This is a genomic window from Streptomyces capparidis (assembly GCF_054782095.1).
The window spans coordinates 11,562-28,178 of sequence record NZ_BAAGTD010000031.1; the positions used below are offsets into that span (position 1 = coordinate 11,562).

The following is a 16,617-nucleotide window of genomic DNA, read 5'->3' on the forward strand; positions in this document are numbered from 1 at the left end:
AGAGCAGCATTGGTGGTACCGAAGGGCGTTTCGCCGGTGTTCGTCCCCGGCGCGGACCACGGCGGGGCCGAGCGTGCCGGGGCCGGGCGTGCCGGGGCCGGGCGTGCCGGGGCCGGGCGTGCCGGGGCCGGGCGTGCCGGGGCCGGGCGTGCCGGGGCCGGGGGTGGCGCCCCCGGCCCCGCGCCGTGCTGCCGCCGGGCCGTCCCGGCCGGGTTCAGGCGATGTCGCCCCACTGGATGCCGCGCCCGTTGGTGGAGACGTAGACGCGTCCGTACACCCGCGGGTCACCGGTGATCGCCGCGCCGGTCCAGCCCCACTGGTGCTTGTCGTCGTTGATGCGCTCCCAGGTGGCGCCGCCGTCGATCGAGCGGTGGATGCCGCGCTTTCCGGCCACCTTGGCGCTGGAGTACAGCGCCGGGTACGTCCGCCCGGTGGCGGCCTTGCCGAAGCCGATCGTGGCGGCCTCCTCCACGGCGGCGACCTTGGTGAACGTCGCGCCGGAGTCGGTGGAGTGCCACAGGCCCGTGGTGCCGGCCAGCCAGATGTCGCCGCCCCGGCCCGGCACCGCCTGGAACTTCGCGCCGCTCGCGGGCAGGCCGCCCGCCCTGGCGGTGAACGTGGCGCCGCCGTCGGTGCTGACGTAGAACCGCCCGCCGGAGTACCCGTAGAACTTCATCGGGTCCACCCGGTCCGCCTCCACGACCGCGCCGGCGGGGATGCCGGTGGACGCCGTCCAGGAGCTGCCGTGGGTGGTGGTGAAGTGCACGCCCGCGCCCTCGGGGCTCCACAGGTGGCGCTGGCCGTTGGCGGAGATCGCCACGGTGCCGCCGCCGGTGACGCCGGACGGCTCGCTGCTCGCCTGCCACCAGTCGGCCCCGCCGTTGGTGGAGAACGCCACCCGGGCCCCGGAGTCGGCGTTGCCGGCGCGCACGACGCCGGACGGGCTCAGCTCGGCGTAGTCCAGGGAAGTGCTGGTGGCCCAGTTGGGCTGGGTGAACATCATCGGCGGCGCGGTGGTCAGGCTGTCGTGCCGGAAGCCGTTGATGTCGCCGAGCGCGCTCAGCAGCGGCGCGCCGGACGGCGGGCTGATCAGGTCGTTGACCGCGGTCTCCTCCAGGCCCTTGACCATCGGCCGGATGGTGAACTGCTGGTTGGCGTCCCACGCGGTGAGGTTCTCGGTGCCGTAGACCGTGGCGCCGGTGCCGTACATCATCCGGTTGGAGTCGAACGGGTCGATCTCCATCGCCTCGGTCATCCAGCCGAGCTTGGGCGAGGTCTCCGGCGGCGAGGGGTTGGCGCCCCAGGACAGCCACGGGGAGGAGGAGATGTCCATGGTGTAGCGGTTGACGCGGTTCGGGTAGCCGGAGTAGTCCCAGGCGCGGGTCCAGGTGGCGCCGCTGTCCCGGCTGCGGAAGATCTGGGTGTCCGGCCACCAGGAGCTGTACGCGGTGACCATCAGGGTGCCGGGCCTGCTGCGGTCCACGGTCAGACCGCTGTAGCCGAAGTGGGTGTCGGCCTCGGGGACGGGACTGATGTTGGTCCACTGCCCGGTGGCGGTGGTGTAGCGCCACACCTGGCCCTTGCCGCCGTCGTAGGGGCCACCGGTGTCGGAGGTGGCCAGGTACAGGTGGCCGTTCGCCTCGTCCAGGACGCCCTTGTGCGCGAGGTAGCCGGTGGGCTGCCCGGCCAGCCGCTGCCAGGTGGCGCCCGCGTCGGTGGAGCGGTAGACGGTGTTCTCCTTGTCGGCCACGCCGACGTAGATGGTGCGGGTGGCGCTGCCGGAGCTGCCGGTGCGCTTGTCGAACGTCACCCAGGTCACGCCCAGGATGTCGCTCTGGTAGCCGCTGGAGTCGTTGGGGTCGGGGCGGTAGTTGCCCGCGTTGGGGAAGCTGGTCACCCTGGACCAGGTGACGCCGGAGTCGGTGCTGCGCCACAGGCCGTTGCCGCTGGGCGCGCCGAAGTACAGCACGCTGTTGCGGTTGGGGTCGATGGCGAGGCGCTCGCCCATGCCGCGGCCCGGCATGTTCCCGCCGACCTTGAACGGCAGCGTGGTGGCCTGCCAGGTGGCGCCCCTGTCGCCGGAGCGCAGGATCGCGCCGTTGCCGGGGTCCCAACTGTTGGTGTAGGTGCCGACGGCCGCGTAGACGCGGTTGGGGTTGACCGCGTCGGTGGCGATGCTCGCCACGCCGGTCCAGCCCCAGCGGTCCGCGTCCACCCAGTCCAGGAGCGGGATCCACTCCTTCCTGGCCTGGTCCCAGCGGTAGGCGCCGCCGATGTCGGTCCTGGCGTAGATCAGGTTGCGCTCCGACCTGTTGAAGACGATGCCGGGCACGAACCCGCCACCGTCGATGCGCACATTGCGCCAGGTGTACGGCTCGGCGGCGGCCCTGCCCGCGGCCTCGCCCGTGGCGGCGGGCGCGGGCGGCGCCACCACCAGGGCGAGCAGCAGCGAGGCGACCGCGGCCAGGGCGGCCGCGAGCGCGGTGGTTGGACTTCTCCGCATGGATGTCTTCCTCTCCGTCCCGGTGGGAGCGCTCCCATGCACATGTCAAAAGCGAGGCTAGCGGGCCGGGGCGGCCTCGGAAAGAGTCGTGCGCGAGGCGATTGCCCGGGATGTGGTCGGACCACCTGGCGGAATCGACGGTTCCGCCGCCCGACGGGGTAAGCGCTTTCTCGCGGGCGGGCCGGAAAGCGCCGCGGCCCTCGACCCGCGGCCGTGCGGAAGGCGGGCCGGCAGGCGCCCGGGCGGCCCGGAAAACCACGGGCCCGCTCCCCCTCGCGGTGCCAGGATGAGCCCATGGCCGAACTGCTGACCGCCCACACCGCCGACCTGGACCCCGGCGTCCTGGCCGCCGCCCGCGCCCTGCTCTTCGAGGTGTTCGACGACATGACGGAGGAGGACTGGGAGCACGCGCTGGGCGGTGTGCACGCCCTGGTCCTCGAGGGCGGGGAGGTGATGGGGCACGCCTCGGTGGTGCAGCGCAGGCTGCTGCACGGCGGCCGGGCGCTGCGCGCCGGCTATGTGGAGGGCGTCGCGGTGCGCGCGGACCGGCGGCGCCGCGGGCACGCCTCGGCGATGATGGCCGAGCTGGAGCGGGTGCTGCGCGGCGGGTACGAGCTGGGCGCGCTCGGCGCGTCGGACGAGGCGGTGCCGCTCTACACCGGGCGCGGCTGGCGGCGGTGGGAGGGCCCGACCTCGGCGCTGACCCCGAAGGGCGTGGTGCGCACCGAGGAGGAGGACGGCGGCGTGTACGTCCTCCCCCTGTCCGCGCCGCTCGACCCGCGCGGCGAGCTGGTCTGCGACTGGCGCGACGGCGACGTGTGGTGAGGGCTCAGCCGTTCCCGGCGCCTGTGCGGTGCCGTACCCACACGTTGGGCTCGACGTAGACGGCGCGGTCGTGCGCGGTGTCGCAGTGCACCGGGCTCAACGCGCCGGGCACCTCCACCTCGCCGTCCCGGTCGAACGGCAGGCCGGTCCAGCCGCGCCACTGGGCCAGGGAGCCGGCGATCGTCATGGAGGCGGGGGCGACCTTCTCGACGGTGCCGCCGGCCCTGACGTGGACGCGCAGCCACGGGTCGGTGGGGAGCCCGTCCTCGCGGGTCTCGCGGATGTAGTCGGCCATCGGCAGGCGGGGCCGCAGGTGCTTGGCGTTGGGCCGCACCGGGGCGAGCAGGGAGCCGTGGCCCTGCCGGGCCGCCGCGTCCCGCATCGCCGCGAGCATCAGGTGGGACAGGCCGCGGCCGGTGTACGCGACGTCGATGGTGATCTCCAGCGCGCTGGCCACGGTGGTGGGGCGCCGGTGGTGGCGGTCGGAGTACGCCCACACCAGCACCCGGTCCCAGCCCTGGTCGGGCGTCTCCTCGCGGCCGTCGAGCTCGGCGTTGAACGGGACGGCCAGGCCCCGCGCGATCACCCGCTCGCCGTCGGTGGCGATGACGCAGTGCTCGGGGAAGTCCCCGGCGGCCCGCCAGCACAGGGCGTTGGCGACCGGGTCCTGCTCCATGAACACCGGCCAGGAGTCGGCGAAGTCGTACAGGCGCGGGAGCAGGTGGGGGCGCTCGGCGGCGGTGGTGATCCGTATGCCGCCGGAGCCGGGGGCCGCGGCCGGCGGGGCGGCGGGCTCCTCGGCGCGGGGGCCGGTGGGGCCGGGGGTCTGGGCGAGGTCGTTCACGGCACAGCAGCCTGACAGGGGGTGCGGGCCGCCGCCACGGGTTTTCCGGGGGGCGGGCGCGGCCCGGGCGGGGCGGCTCGCGGGGCCGCGGTCCCGCCCGGGGGCCGGGCGGCTCAGCCCTTCAGCGCGGCGGTGACCGCGGCGGGCAGGGTGGTGGCGGGGCGGCCGATCAGCGCGGACAGGTCGCCGGTGACGGTCTCCAGGGCGCCCTGGGAGACCTTGACGTCCGCGTCCACCAGCAGCTCCACCAGGAACCGCGGCAGCCCGGCGCCGGTGAGGATCCCGGCGTAGGCGTCGGCGGGCAGGTCCTGGTACACGACCTGGCTCCCGGACTGGACGGCGGCCTCGGCGGCCAGATCGGCCAGGGTGAAGGCGCTGTCGCCGGTCAGCTCGTAGACCTTGCCCTCGTGCCCGTCGCCGGTGAGGACCGCGGCCGCGGCCTCGGCGTAGTCGGCGCGGGCGGCGGCGGCGATGCGGCCCTGCCCGGCGGAGCCGACCAGGGCGCCGCGGGCCACGGCGTCGCCGAGGGTGGCGGTGTAGTTCTCGAAGTACCAGCCGTTGCGCAGGATCGCCGACGGCACGCCGGAGGCGGCTATCGCCTCCTCGGTCTCCTTGTGCACGCGGGCCAGGCCGAGCGGGTTGGTGTCCGCCCGCACCACGGAGGTGTAGGCGAGCAGCGCGGGGGCGGCCTGCCGGGCCGCGGCGACCACCGCGAGGTGCTGGTCGAGCCGCCGGTCGTCGGGGCCCGAGCTGGAGATGAACAGGATCCTCTCGGCGCCGGAGAACGCCTCGGCAAGCGTCTCGGGGCGCTCGTAGTCGGCCTCCCGCACGGTGACGCCGCGCGCCGCGAGGTCCCGCGCCTTCTCGGGGCTGCGGACGGCGGCGACGATCCCGGCGGCGGGCACGCCGCGCTCCAGGAGGGCGTCCACCACCAGGCGGCCGAGCTGTCCGGTGGCTGCGGTGACGACGATCATCGGTGCTTCCTTCCTCGCGGGGCACGGCGGTGCCCGGCCGGGCGCGGTCGCCCTGGCGCTGCTGTCCATGACGATGGCACTTTCCAATCGAAAGTGCAAACCTCCGGATAGTGCTGTGGGCCGGAGCGGTACGCTGGAGCCATGGACACCACAGACGAGACGAACCGCGCGGAGGAGGAGCGGGCGCTCCAGGAGCTGGCCTTCGACGTGTTCGCCCGCGCCTGCCCCTCGCGCTCGGCGCTGGAGCACATCACCGGCCGCTGGGGGGTGCTCGTCCTCGGGGGCCTGCACACCGGCCCGCTGCGGTTCAACGCGCTGCGCCGCAGGGTGGACGGGGTGAGCGAGAAGATGCTCTCCCAGACCCTCCAGGCGCTGGAGCGCGACGGCTTCGTCCACCGCGAGGTGCACACGGCGATCCCGCCGCGCGTGGAGTACAGCCTCACCCCGCTGGGCCACGAGACCGCCGCCCGGCTGATGGCCCTCATCGAGCACCTGGAGGCCCACATGCCGGCGGTGCTGGCCGCCCAGGACGCCTACGACCGGGACCGCTCCGCGCCCTGAGCGGGCGGCGCGGGCCACGGGCCCGTCCCCTCGCGGCCCGTCCCCCTGTGGCGGGGCGCCGGGCGGCCTGGGGCACCCGGAACCCGGCGTCCCGGGTGCCCGTCCGGCCTACCGGCCGGGCACCACCGGTTTTCCGGCGGTTGGCGACGCCCTCTCCCGTACGGTGCGGAACGCGGGTTTCGGCCGGATGCCGCGCGCGTTCGCGCCAGGACACGTGTCCGAACCCCCGGAATGGGCCAGCATGAGGGAGGCACCCGGTGGTGCCCGGGTGCACAACGGCCGCCGACTGCGCGTTCGTCGGCCGTTCGACGGGGGTGGGGTTACTCGGTGAGGGGTGGTGCACGTACGCACGTGGAGGGGAGGCGGTTCGGGGTGTGGGACACCGTGTTCCGGAGCGAGGAGCTGCCCGCGACGGAACGGTTCGACCAGTGGTGCGCGATGGCCGAACAGGTCATGGTGGGGGAATTCCGGTGTGAGGACCCGGTCGGCTTTCACATGTCGTTCCGGGCGGGCCGCCTGGGCGCGGTACGGCTGACCACCCTGGAGTCCCACCGGCTCCAGGTGTCGCGGAACGCGCGGCGGGCCAGGCAGGACGACGTCGACCTGTTGCAGATCGACGTGGTGTTCGACGGCGACAAGCAGGTGGCGCACGCCGGGCACGAGACGAGCATGCGCAGGCGGGAGGTGATGCTGTCCACCACCGCCCGGCCGTACCAGGGGCGGCTGTGCGCGGAGCGCAACTCGGTCCTGGTGGCCCGGTTCCCCGCCTGCGCGCTGCCGATGCCCCGCGCGCGGGCGGAGCGGCTGCTGGGGCGGGCCCTGCCCGGGGACAGCGGCATCGGCGCGCTGATCACCGACTACCTGACCCGGCTCGCCCACGACCCGTCCGGGTTCGACGGGGCGGCCGACGGCGTGCGCCTCGGCATGATCCTGACGGACCTGACGGGCGCGCTGGTCGCCCATGAGCTGGAGGCCGAGGACGCGCTGACGCCGGAGAGCCGGCGCACCGCGCTGGTGTTGCAGATCAGGGCGTTCATCGACGAGCACCTGGGCGACCCGATGCTCACCCCGCGCACGGTGGCGGCGGCCCACCACATCTCGCCGCGCTATCTGCACTGCCTGTTCAAGGACCAGGACACCACGGTCGCGGCCTGGATCCGCAGGCGGCGCCTGGAGCGCTGCCGCCGGGACCTGGGGGACCCCTCGCTGGTCCACCGGCCGATAGGGGCGATAGCCGCCCGCTGGGGGTTCTCACACGCCGCCGACTTCAGCCGGGCGTTCCGCACGGCGTACGGTCTTTCGCCGTCGGACTACCGGCAGGCGGTGTCCGAGGCGTCGCTGCCCCAGCCGCCGGCCGAGCCGGCGCTGTGCGAACTGCCCTGCGCCGTGCAGCCCGCGGGCCTGGTGCCGGTGTCCGGGGTGCGCGGCCCGGCGGAGTACGCCGCGAGCTGAGCGCGGCGCACCGGGCGGGCGGAGCCCGGGTGCGACAGCCGGCCGGGCCGGCCGTCACGCCCGCCGGGTCGGGGCCGTTCGGTGATCGGCCCTGACCCGGCGGGCGCGTTGCACAGGTGCCCCGTGGTCAGAAGTGGTCCGCGCAGCACGGGGTGGGGTCGGGGACCTCGAACGGGGTCAGCCGCCCGCCCGCCGCGGGCACCAGGGGCAGGCGCAGCCTGCCGTGGTGCCACACCGGGCGGACGTGGTCGCGGGTGACCACCTCGGTGCCCTCGTCCGGCGGGCCGGGCGAGCCGAGGACGGTGACCTCCTCCACCGCGGACTGCGCCAGCACCTCGGCCACCCGCACGGTCCCGGTCAGCCGCTCGGCGCCGGGGAACAGCACGGCCCGGCCGCCGTGGCGGGCCGCTCCCGCGGCGGCGGCCCCGGCCGCGGCGCGGGCCAGCGGGTCCGGGCCGTGCCGCCAGTCGCCGAGCGCGGCTCCGGGACCGTCCTGGCCCAGCGCGGACAGTTGCTCCCGCAGCCGCGCCGCCGCCCCGGGCCCGTCCGCCGCGCCGGTCGGCAGCGCGAAGGACAGGGCGATCGCCGGGACGCCGTCCACGGGCACCGGGTGGGTGCAGCCGACGGTGCCGGGCGGCAGGGCGAGCCGCCGGGCCAGGTCCAGCAGCAGGTGGTCGGCGGCGGCCAGGTCCGGGGCGCCGTCCGCCACCCCGAGGACTGCCCTCACGACGGGACGACCCAGATCGGGTTCGTGTAGAACCACAGGTCGCGCCACGGGTCGGCGTCGCCCACCACGTCGATGGCGGGGCCCGCCGGGTCCACGGAGGCGCCCATCAGGCCGGGCGCGGTGCGGTTGCCGTCGGTGCCGCGCAGCCGCAGGTACAGGGGGCGCTCGACGGGGCCGAGCGGGTAGGTGAGGCGGAAGGTGCCGGTGCGGCCGCTCACGTCGTAGGACCGCACGACCTTGGTGCCGGGCGCGGTGAACGCGTCGCGGTCGCGGACCTCGCCGGTGACGGCGCCGCTGATGACGTCCACGCGGGCGAGCTCGGGCACGAAGCCCGCCCAGTTGGCCCGGTCGGCGACGGTGACGTCGACGACCAGCTCGGCCCTGGTGCCCCGGCGGACGGTGAGGGTGCCGCCGAGCGCCGCGGAGCGGGAGCCCGCGCGCACCCGCACGTCCAGGGCCTTCACCAGCGCGCCGTGGTCCACCCACACCCGGCCCGCCCGGATGCCGTCCATGACGGCGCGGTAGCTGAACCCCGCCGCGCCGACGTGGGTGCGGCTGTACTGGCCGGGCCAGTAGTCGCCCTCGGTCAGGTCGAGGCCGCCGCGGTAGACGGGGTCGTTGTAGCGGCCGTTCGCCTCGTAGTCGCTGCCGGGGCCGCGGGTGGTGGTGTCGGCGTAGACGTTGTGGGAGTCGGAGTTGGCGGTGATCCACCAGGACTTGCCCTCGGCGAGCAGGCTGTCCCACAGGCCGCCGACGGTGGCGGTCATCCAGTCGAAGCCGCCCCAGGTGCGGTAGCTCTCCAGGGGGTAGTCGGGGAAGGAGGCGGCGCCGGGCGAGCCGTCGTACAGGCCGCGGGCCCGGCCCATGCCGCCGGGCGCGGCGATCCCCGCGGCCTGGTGGCCGGGGGCGCCCTCCATGCCGACGGCGATGTGCGGGGCGGCGTCCCGCCAGGCGCGGATCTCGTGCGGGGAGTCGATGCCCTTGCGCGCGGGGTGGTTGGCCAGGAACAGGGCGTCCTTGACCCGCTTGCGGCGCACGGCGTCGGCGAGCCAGTTGACGCCGGCGACGGCCAGGGCCTCGTTGGCGGGGGTGGAGGAGCTGGTGCCGTTGACGCTGCCGTCGTAGGCGAGCTCGAACTCCTTCAGGACGGCGACCTCGTCGCGCCCCGGGTGCACGAAGACGGTGCCGTGCTCGGCGGCGGGGATGTTCCACTCCAGGCCCTGGAAGACCAGGGCCTGCGGGTACTCCTCGCGGGCGGCGACGATGTCGGGGTTCACCTTCTCCACGCCGATCCGGGCGTGGGTGGCGTTGCCGTGGTCGGTGATGACCATCCAGTCCAGGCCGTGGGCGCGGCCCTGCCGGACCTGGTCCACCACCCGGTACTTGCCGTCGTTGCTGTACTGGGTGTGGATGTGGTGGTCGCCGGCCAGCCACAGCAGGCCCCCGGCGCGCCGCCAGCCGGCGCCGGGGGCGGCGGCGGTCGCGGGGGCGGCCGCCGCGGTGCCGCCCTGGCCCGCGAGCACGCCGGTGGCCGCGGCCGCGGCGCCGAGCAGCCCGGCGCGGCGCAGCATCCGGCGCCGGGACAGCGCCGCGGGTTCCAGCTCCTCGTCGGGGACGGCGAGGTCCACGGCCGGGGGCAGGTCCCCGGGCTCGTCGTGGGTGTGCGGGTGCGCGTGCCCGTGGTGCGGGTGGCCGTGGCCCATGTGCCGGCTCCTGGTTCGTCGTGCGTGTGCGGAGCGAGCGTGGCGGCGGCGAGTGAACGCCGCGGGCACGGCCACCCACGCACCGGTGTCGATCGAGGAACGATCGGCGGCGGGCGGCGGTGGCTCAGACGCGGAAGTCCAGGGCGCGACGGAAGACGTCCAGCACCTCGTCGCCCCAGCCCAGCACCCGCAGCGCCGGGTCGAGGTTGGCCGGGGGCCGGTTGATGAGCGTGTCCCGCCGGATCAGCCGGGCGAAGTCCACCGTCACCGGGTCGGGGCGCGGGGTCCGCCCGTCCGGGCGGTGGAACACCACCCCGGCCGCGCGCATCACCTTGACGAACTCCTGGGCCAGGATGCCGTATCCGACGGTGGTCGGGTGCACCCCGTCCAGGGAGAACAGGCCGCCCGCGACGCGCTTCTCGCCGTCCCCGGCCAGGAACCGGGAGTCCGGCGGCGGCTCGAGCGCGGCCAGCTCCGGCGGCATCGGGTACGGCTCCCACCAGTCGGGGCGGGCCTGCGGGTCGTCGATGAAGCGGCGGCAGGCGAGCCGGTCCAGCAGCGCGGCCACGTCGAGCAGCAGCCAGTCGCGGCCCTCCCGCCTGCCCTCGCGGACGGTGGCGGCGATGCCCTCGTTGTAGCCGTCCACGGCCAGGTCGATGTCGCGGGCCTGGGCGGCGGTCAGGTGCGGGTCCTGGCGGACGTCGAAGTCGCCGTCGGTGATCCAGGGCCGGGTGTAGTACGGGAAGTAGCGCGAGCCCGGCTGGGTCTTGGCGTCCACGCCGCGCGCGATCGGGGCGATGGTGACGTGGGGCACGGTGCACCAGATCACGTGGCGGGCCCTCACCCGGCGCACCCGCCGGGCCAGTTCGGCGAGTTCGGCGAGGAAGTGGCTGGGCCGCCACACGTTGAAGCGCTTCTTGCGCTCCAGGTCGTCGTACCCGTCGCCGCTCCACGACACCGTGAGACCGCTGACCGCGCCCAGGGCGTTGTTGGCGCCGAGGAAGACGATGAGGGTCTCCACGCCGTGCTCGGGGTCGGGGTCGTCCGCGTACTGGTCGCCCTGCCCGGTGTCCTCGCCGAGCCGGGCGGCGGCGTCCAGGACGGTCAGGGCGCGGTGCTCGTCGGAGTGCGAGGGCAGCACGCGCAGCGCGGCGATCGCGTTGTGGTCCTCCACCATCTGGCGGAGCAGGTTCTCCTTGGGGCGGGCCAGGGCGGCGTCCAGGCCGCCTGCGGTGCGGTCCAGCACGTCGCGCAGGTCCCAGCCGTAGACGCCGAGGTTGTGGTTGATGCCCGAGGTGGTGGGTGAGGTGCAGCCGGGGCCGCGCTCCCAGTAGTCCTCGACGCGGTCGAGGAAGGCCCGGCCGTGGTACAGCGCCATCGGCACCTCCCAGCAGTCCACCTCCCGGCCGCAGCGGCGCTCCAGCTCGCGCAGCAGCACCTCGATGTTCAGCGGCAGCCCGCCGAAGCCCGGGTACACCGGGTGCCTGAAGTGCTCGGACCAGCCCAGCTCGTGGGCGATGATCGCCGGGTACGACAGGTCGGTGTGGAACACCGAGCCGCTCTGGAATCCGTGGGTGAGCGAGTCCCCTATCGTCACCAGCCGGTGCCTGGGCGCGCCCCGGAACGCGCGCTGCACCGGGATGCCCAGCGTGGGGTCGGTGACCGGCACCCACTCGGTGCCCGCCCGCTCGCGCACCTCCTCCGGGGTGTCCGGGGCGTGATCGGTGCCCTGCGCCGGAACGGCCATTGCGGTCCTCCCCCCACGCGCCGCGGGCCGGGGCCGGACGGCCACTTTCGCGCGGCGGCGGCTTCGTGTCGCGGCTCCGCGACTCGGTCACGAGATTCCCGCCGCGACACCCACGCAGTCAAGGGCCGGGGGGGGGGGGGGGGGGGGGGGGGGGGGGGGGGGGGGGCCGGTGGGTTGTGGGGGTGACGGGGCGTCAAGGGTGTTGCGGACGCCGGAGTCGGGTGGGGGTGGAGGCGGGGAGGGGGTGGCGCGGGAGGGCGGGGGCGCGGCCGGGGGGGTCTCGGGGGACGGGGGGCCGAGGGCGCGGCCGGGCGGGCGTGGGAGTGACGGGGCGACAGGGACGCGGCGGGGCGCCGGAGTCGGGCAGCCGGGCGGCGACGCGGGGGCGCGGCCGCCCGGCCGGGGTGGTGGCGGGGCAGGGTGGTGCGGGTGTCGGGTGAGGGGGTGTCAAGCGTGGTGCGAGGCACCGGAGTCGGGTGGGTGGGTGGGTGGAGGCGGCGCGGGGCGGTGGGCCCCGTCATCATCCCGGCGTCGGCCGGCGCGGCCGCGCTTCCGGCCCGGGCCGTCGCAGGTGCGGCAGCACCGGGCTGCTCTCATGGGCGCCCCCGACGGCCCGCACGTCGTCACCGGCGCCGCTGCGGACGCCCTCCAGGTGCCGGTCAGCGGCGATCCCGGGCGCGGCACCCGCTCCTGGGACGTGCCGGATCAGGCCCTGGGCGCGGTCGGAGTCCAACCAGCCCATCGGACACCCGGCGTCCGGGCCGGGCGGGTCCACGTGCGGCAGCCCGGCGGCGGCGCCCGTGCCCGGGTCCACACAGGCGAGGGCCACCGCCGCCGGGTGCCCGTCCCGGTGCCGGAGGGATCGCGCCGACCCGCGGGGTTTGGTCGCCGTCCGGCAGCCCGCCTCGGTCGGCGGTGTCGATGGCGCCGGCCGCGCTGAGCGCGGTGGTGAGTGAGAGGGGCACCTCCCTCCGCCCTCTGCCGTCGCGAGCGTCCCTGGTGTGCGGCGGCGCCGGGACGTGCCCCCTCGCGGGTCGGTCGGGGAATGCGGTGCTGCTCCACCGCCCGGGTGGTGTGCGCGTCGGGGAGCCGCCAGGTCACCGAACCATCCGTCGGTCAGCGTTGGCCGGGCCTCGTGCCGGCCGCCCCTCACCCCCACCGCCGCGCGCCTGCGCGGCAGCGCCTCGCGGCACAGCGCCGCCGGAGCGGCGAGCGGCGCCGGGGCCGTCGGTGGTGCGGTGGATGCGCAGGACCGTGGTGCGGTGGATGCGCAGGGCCGTGTTCCTCTCCGCTGTCCCGGGGCTTGCCCGCCGCCGCGTGATGTCCGGCGGGCCCTGCCGCGGCGACTGGGCGGGGTGTGGCCTGCGTCACACCGACCGGGGTGCGGGGTGATCCGCGGGGCGCTGCGCACGGCCGGGACCGGGGCTCGGCGTCCCGGCTCACCCCGGCCGTCGGGCCGCCCGGGGCGGGGCCGAGGGTGCCGGGGCGGGGCGGAACGGGCGAGCCGTCGGCGGCGCCTTGTCTTCACCCGCGCCCGCCGTGACCCCGGTCAGGGGCGGGCGCACGACGCGCGGGCCGGCCGTGACCCGACGGCGCCCCGCCGCGGGGGGCGCGGCTCGGGGCCGCCGCGCGGGCCCCTGCCCGCACCGCCGGACCCCGCCGCCGGGACGCGCCCTCCGCGGTCCCCGCCCGGGGCGTCGGGCCCGCTCAGCGGGGGTTCCGGTCGCCGTGCGGGGTGCCGGGCGGCCACCTTGCCGTTCCACCATTGACACATTCGATCGGCCCTCACTACGGTCGCGTCAGCATTTCGAATGCGTGTCGAGATCTCGAACAGCGTGTAAAAGAGCGTGTGAGGAGAGGCAGTGCGCATCACCGGACTCACCACCCACGTCGTGGGTACCCCGTGGCGGAACCTGACCTACGTGGTCGTCCACACCGACGAGGGCCTCACCGGGGTCGGGGAGACCCGCATGCTCGGGCACACCGACGCCCTGCTCGGCTACCTGGCCGAGGCCGAGCAGAACCACATCGCCGGGTCCGACCCGTTCGCGGTCGAGGACCTGGTGCGGCGAATGAAGTACGGCGACTACGGGCGGGCCGGGGAGATCGTGATGTCCGGCATCGCCTGCGTGGAGATGGCCTGCTGGGACATCAAGGGCAAGGCGCTGGGCGTGCCCGTGTGGCAGCTTCTGGGCGGCCGGGTGCACGAGCGGATCAAGGCGTACGCCAACGGCTGGTACACCGTCGAGCGCACCCCCGAGGCGTTCCACGCGGCGGCGCGCCGGGTGGTGGACCGCGGCTACCGGGCCCTGAAGCTGGACCCGTTCGGCACCGGCCACCTGGAGCTGGACCACGCCGAGACCATGCGCTCGATGGCGCTGGTGGAGGCGGTGCGGGACGCCATCGGCGAAGAGGCGGAGCTGCTGCTGGAGATGCACGGCAGGTTCAGCCCGGCCACCGCGATCCGCATCGCGAAGCTGGCGGAGCCGTTCCGGCCGTCGTGGCTGGAGGAGCCGGTGCCGCCGGAGAACCTCAAGGCGCTGGCCAAGGTCTCCGAGCACACCGACCTGCCGATCGCCACCGGTGAGCGCATCCACGACCGGATCGAGTTCCGGGAGATCTTCGAGTACCAGGCCGCCGACATCATCCAGCCCGACCTGGGGCACCTGGGCGGCATCTGGGAGACCCGCAAGCTCGCGGCCACGGCGGAGACCCACTACATGATGGTGGCCCCGCACAACGTGGGCGGCTCGGTGCTCACCGCGGCGTCGCTCCAGATGGGGGCGGCCACCCCGAACTTCAAGATCCTGGAGAACTTCAACGACTTCGCGGACGCGCCCATCAAGAAGGTGGTCAAGGGCGCCCCCGAGGTCGTGGACGGGTACTTCACCGTCTCCGACGCCCCGGGGCTCGGCGTGGAGCTCGACGTCGAGGCCGCGGCGGAGTTCCCGCGCCAGGGCGCCCACTTCGACCTGTGGGCCGAGGACTGGCACTTCCGCGGCGAGAAGAACGCGCAGGACGGGAACGGCTGATGACCCGCACCGGGGAGCGCGCGATCGTGCTCGACGCGCCCGGAAGCCACCGCCTGGTGACCCGGGACCCGGCCGCGCCCGGGCCCGGCGAGGCCCTGGTGGAGGTGGCCGCCGCCGGGATCTGCGGCAGCGACCGGGAGGTGTACCACGGCACCCGGCCCGAGGGCTATGTGCGCTACCCGGTGACGCCGGGCCACGAGTGGTCCGGCGTGGTGCGGGCGGTCGGCCCCGGGGCCGACCCCGCGCTGGTCGGCAGGCCGGTGGTGGGTGAGGGCTTCCGCGCCTGCCTGGGCTGCGCCCGCTGCCGGGAGGGCGAGACGAACCTGTGCGAGGCGGGCTACGACGAGACGGGCTTCACCCGCCCCGGTGCGTTCGCCGACACCCTGGTGCTGCCCGCCCGGCTGCTGCACGTGCTGGGCGACGGCACCGACCTGCGGGCCGCCGCGCTGCTGGAGCCCGCGGCGGTGGCCGCGGCGGCGGCGCTGATCGCGGCGGTCCGGCCCGGGGAGAAGGTGGCGGTGGTGGGCGCGGGCACGCTCGGCATGCTCACCGTCCAGTTGCTCGCCGCCTCCTCCCCCGCCCGGCTGCTCGTGGTGGACCCGCGGGAGGACCGGGCGGCTCCCGCCGGGCGGTTCGGGGCCACCGAGTTCCGGCGGCCCGGCGAGGACGTCGGCGGGGAGTGGGACGTGGTCGTGGAGACGGCGGGCGCCCCGGGGACGGCCGCCGCCGCGGCGGCGCTGGCCCGCCGGGGAGGCCGGGTGGTGCTCACCGGCATCCCCGGTCCCGGCGCGGCCGGGCTGGACCCGGTGGACCTCGTGGTCCGGCGGCTGACGGTGGGCACCGTGTTCGGCGCCTCGTCCGCGGCCTGGTCGCACGCGGTCCGCGCGTTCAACGCGGGCGTGCTCGACCCGGCGCCCCTGATCACCCACGAACTGCCCCTGGAGGAGTACCCGGCCGCCCTCGACCTGCTGGCCTCGGGCGACCCCGGCGTCGGCAAGGTGCTGCTCCGCCCCTGACCGCCGCACCCCGACCGCCGCACCAGGACACCAAGCACCAAGGCACCAAGCACCAAGCACCAAGCACCAAGCACCACCCGCACAGCGCCCCGCGCCGCACCGCGGTGCCGCACCCCGCCCAGCGTCCCGAACGACATCCGACATCCCGAACCCGGCAACGGCTCCCCTCCCGCGGCTCCCCGCGGCGACCGGAACCCCGGGCTCACCGACCCTTGAGGAGCACCGTGACCGACTCCCTCACCCCTCCGGCGTACCCGCGGCGTCCCGGCCAGGATCCGCTGGAACGCCTGGGCCTGCCCTGGCTCCCGGGCAGCGCGCCCGCCACCTCCGGCTTCTCCTTCCCCGACGGCGGGACCTGGCGCACCGAGGTCCCCTCCTGCGAGGGCCCGGAGGCGCTGGCCGCCGTGCTGGCCGAGAGCGAGCGGCTGGACGTCCCGGTCCACCGGATCAGCCAGGGCAGCGGCGTGTGGATGCTCACGGACGCCGAGATCTCCGAGATGGTCGCCGCCTGCGCGGAGCGCGACGTCGAGCTGTGCTTGTTCCTCGGCCCGCGCGGCACCTGGGACATCGGCGGCTCGACGCGCACCGACTCCGGCGGCGGCGGTCTGCGCGCCCGCGGCCAGGACCAGATGGCGGCCTGCGTGGAGGAGGCCCAGCGCGCCGCCGCGCTCGGGGTGCGCTGCCTGCTGGTGGCGGACGAGGGCGTGCTGTGGCTGCTGCACCGCATGCGGGAGGCCGGGGACCTGCCCGCGGACACCACGCTGAAGGTCTCCGCCCTGGTCGGCCCGACCAACCCCGCGTCCTACGAGGTGTGGGAGCGGCTCGGCGCGGACTCGCTGAACGTCCCCAGCGACCTGACGCTCCAGCAGATCGCCGAGATCAGGACGACCAGCCGGGCGCCGATGGACTTCTACGTCGAGGCCCCGGACGACCTCGGCGGCTATGTGCGGATGTACGACGCGGCGGAGCTGATCCGCTGCGGCGCGCCGATCTACCTGAAGTTCGGGCTGCGCAACGCGCCCGGCATCTACCCCTACGGCGCCCACCTGCGGGAGCTGACGGTCAACGGGGCCCGCGAGCGGGTGCGCCGCGGCCGCCTGGTGCTGGACATCCTCGCCCGGCTGGGCGCGGACAAGGGCATGTCGCCGCTCGGCTCCCGGCTCCCCGGCCCGCTGCGGCGCTTCCCCGTCGAGGCGGCCGTCCCCGGCCCGGCCGTCACCGCTTCCTGACCCC

13 protein-coding genes are annotated in these 16,617 nt (G+C 75.6%); 6 read left to right on the plus strand and 7 right to left on the minus strand.

Annotated features, from left to right (window positions below; translation table 11 throughout):
* Positions 1-214: 214 nt before the first annotated feature.
* Positions 215-2,503 carry a xyloglucanase gene (locus ACYVO2_RS23665; protein ID WP_461009962.1) on the minus strand — a complete coding sequence of 763 codons (2,289 nt, stop codon included), beginning with the start codon at positions 2,501-2,503 and terminating at the stop codon, positions 215-217.
* A 294-nt stretch (positions 2,504-2,797) separates the two neighbouring features.
* Between ACYVO2_RS23665 and ACYVO2_RS23670 the strand changes: the two genes are divergently transcribed.
* Positions 2,798-3,328, plus strand: coding sequence for a GNAT family N-acetyltransferase (locus ACYVO2_RS23670; protein ID WP_461009963.1), 531 nt, complete (start codon positions 2,798-2,800; stop codon positions 3,326-3,328).
* Between the two features lie 4 nt (positions 3,329-3,332).
* On the opposite strand, the gene ACYVO2_RS23675 is transcribed toward ACYVO2_RS23670, so the two are convergent.
* Positions 3,333-4,082 (minus strand): N-acetyltransferase, encoded by a 750-nt coding sequence (locus tag ACYVO2_RS23675; protein WP_461010014.1) that lies wholly within the window; start codon positions 4,080-4,082, stop codon positions 3,333-3,335.
* Positions 4,083-4,285: 203 nt separating this feature from the next.
* A complete protein-coding gene (locus ACYVO2_RS23680) occupies positions 4,286-5,146 on the minus strand; it encodes an NAD(P)H-binding protein (protein ID WP_461009964.1) in 861 nt (286 codons plus the stop codon).
* A gap of 141 nt (positions 5,147-5,287) precedes the next feature.
* Between ACYVO2_RS23680 and ACYVO2_RS23685 the strand changes: the two genes are divergently transcribed.
* Both ACYVO2_RS23685 and ACYVO2_RS23690 read left to right on the plus strand, forming a co-directional pair.
* Entirely contained in the window at positions 5,288-5,707 is a 420-nt protein-coding gene (locus ACYVO2_RS23685; RefSeq protein ID WP_461009965.1) for a winged helix-turn-helix transcriptional regulator, read from the plus strand.
* 372 nt (positions 5,708-6,079) lie between these two features.
* Entirely contained in the window at positions 6,080-7,159 is a 1,080-nt protein-coding gene (locus tag ACYVO2_RS23690) for a helix-turn-helix domain-containing protein (protein ID WP_461009966.1), read from the plus strand.
* Positions 7,160-7,286: 127 nt separating this feature from the next.
* Here the strand turns inward: ACYVO2_RS23690 and ACYVO2_RS23695 are convergent, their stop codons facing one another.
* The 4 genes from ACYVO2_RS23695 to ACYVO2_RS23710 all read right to left on the minus strand — a co-directional run bounded on the left by ACYVO2_RS23695 (position 7,287) and on the right by ACYVO2_RS23710 (position 12,165).
* Positions 7,287-7,886: a hypothetical protein gene (locus ACYVO2_RS23695; RefSeq protein ID WP_461009967.1), complete on the minus strand. Its 600-nt coding sequence runs from the start codon at positions 7,884-7,886 to the stop codon at positions 7,287-7,289.
* Positions 7,883-9,589 (minus strand): PHP domain-containing protein, encoded by a 1,707-nt coding sequence (locus tag ACYVO2_RS23700; RefSeq protein ID WP_461009968.1) that lies wholly within the window; start codon positions 9,587-9,589, stop codon positions 7,883-7,885. Before ACYVO2_RS23700 ends, ACYVO2_RS23695 begins: the two co-directional genes overlap by 4 nt.
* A 124-nt stretch (positions 9,590-9,713) precedes the next feature.
* Positions 9,714-11,336 (minus strand): hypothetical protein, encoded by a 1,623-nt coding sequence (locus tag ACYVO2_RS23705; RefSeq protein WP_461009969.1) that lies wholly within the window; start codon positions 11,334-11,336, stop codon positions 9,714-9,716.
* Positions 11,337-11,856: 520 nt separating this feature from the next.
* Positions 11,857-12,165, minus strand: a complete 309-nt coding sequence (locus tag ACYVO2_RS23710; protein ID WP_461009970.1) for a hypothetical protein — start codon at positions 12,163-12,165, stop codon at positions 11,857-11,859.
* A 1,033-nt stretch (positions 12,166-13,198) separates the two neighbouring features.
* Here ACYVO2_RS23710 and ACYVO2_RS23715 point away from each other — a divergent pair.
* The 3 genes from ACYVO2_RS23715 (at position 13,199) to ACYVO2_RS23725 (ending at position 16,613) form a co-directional block, all read left to right on the plus strand.
* Positions 13,199-14,368, plus strand: a complete 1,170-nt coding sequence (locus tag ACYVO2_RS23715) for a mandelate racemase/muconate lactonizing enzyme family protein (protein WP_461009971.1) — start codon at positions 13,199-13,201, stop codon at positions 14,366-14,368.
* A complete protein-coding gene (locus ACYVO2_RS23720; RefSeq protein WP_461009972.1) occupies positions 14,368-15,384 on the plus strand; it encodes a zinc-dependent alcohol dehydrogenase in 1,017 nt (338 codons plus the stop codon). Before ACYVO2_RS23715 ends, ACYVO2_RS23720 begins: the two co-directional genes overlap by 1 nt.
* A gap of 224 nt (positions 15,385-15,608) precedes the next feature.
* The gene (locus ACYVO2_RS23725) at positions 15,609-16,613 is read left to right on the plus strand and encodes a U32 family peptidase (protein ID WP_461009973.1); all 1,005 of its coding nucleotides are present in this window, start codon (positions 15,609-15,611) and stop codon (positions 16,611-16,613) included.
* Positions 16,614-16,617: the final 4 nt, after the last annotated feature.

Bases quoted from the DNA above. Each gene is read 5' to 3' on its own strand.
- ACYVO2_RS23705 (WP_461009969.1), bottom strand. From the start codon at position 11,336: ATGGCCGTTCCGGCGCAGGGCACCGATCACGCCCCGGACACCCCGGAG.
- ACYVO2_RS23680 (WP_461009964.1), bottom strand. From the start codon at position 5,146: ATGATCGTCGTCACCGCAGCCACCGGACAGCTCGGCCGCCTGGTGGTG.
- ACYVO2_RS23685 (WP_461009965.1), top strand. From the start codon at position 5,288: ATGGACACCACAGACGAGACGAACCGCGCGGAGGAGGAGCGGGCGCTC.
- ACYVO2_RS23700 (WP_461009968.1), bottom strand. From the start codon at position 9,589: ATGGGCCACGGCCACCCGCACCACGGGCACGCGCACCCGCACACCCAC.
- ACYVO2_RS23670 (WP_461009963.1), top strand. From the start codon at position 2,798: ATGGCCGAACTGCTGACCGCCCACACCGCCGACCTGGACCCCGGCGTC.
- ACYVO2_RS23720 (WP_461009972.1), top strand. From the start codon at position 14,368: ATGACCCGCACCGGGGAGCGCGCGATCGTGCTCGACGCGCCCGGAAGC.
- ACYVO2_RS23665 (WP_461009962.1), bottom strand. From the start codon at position 2,503: ATGCGGAGAAGTCCAACCACCGCGCTCGCGGCCGCCCTGGCCGCGGTC.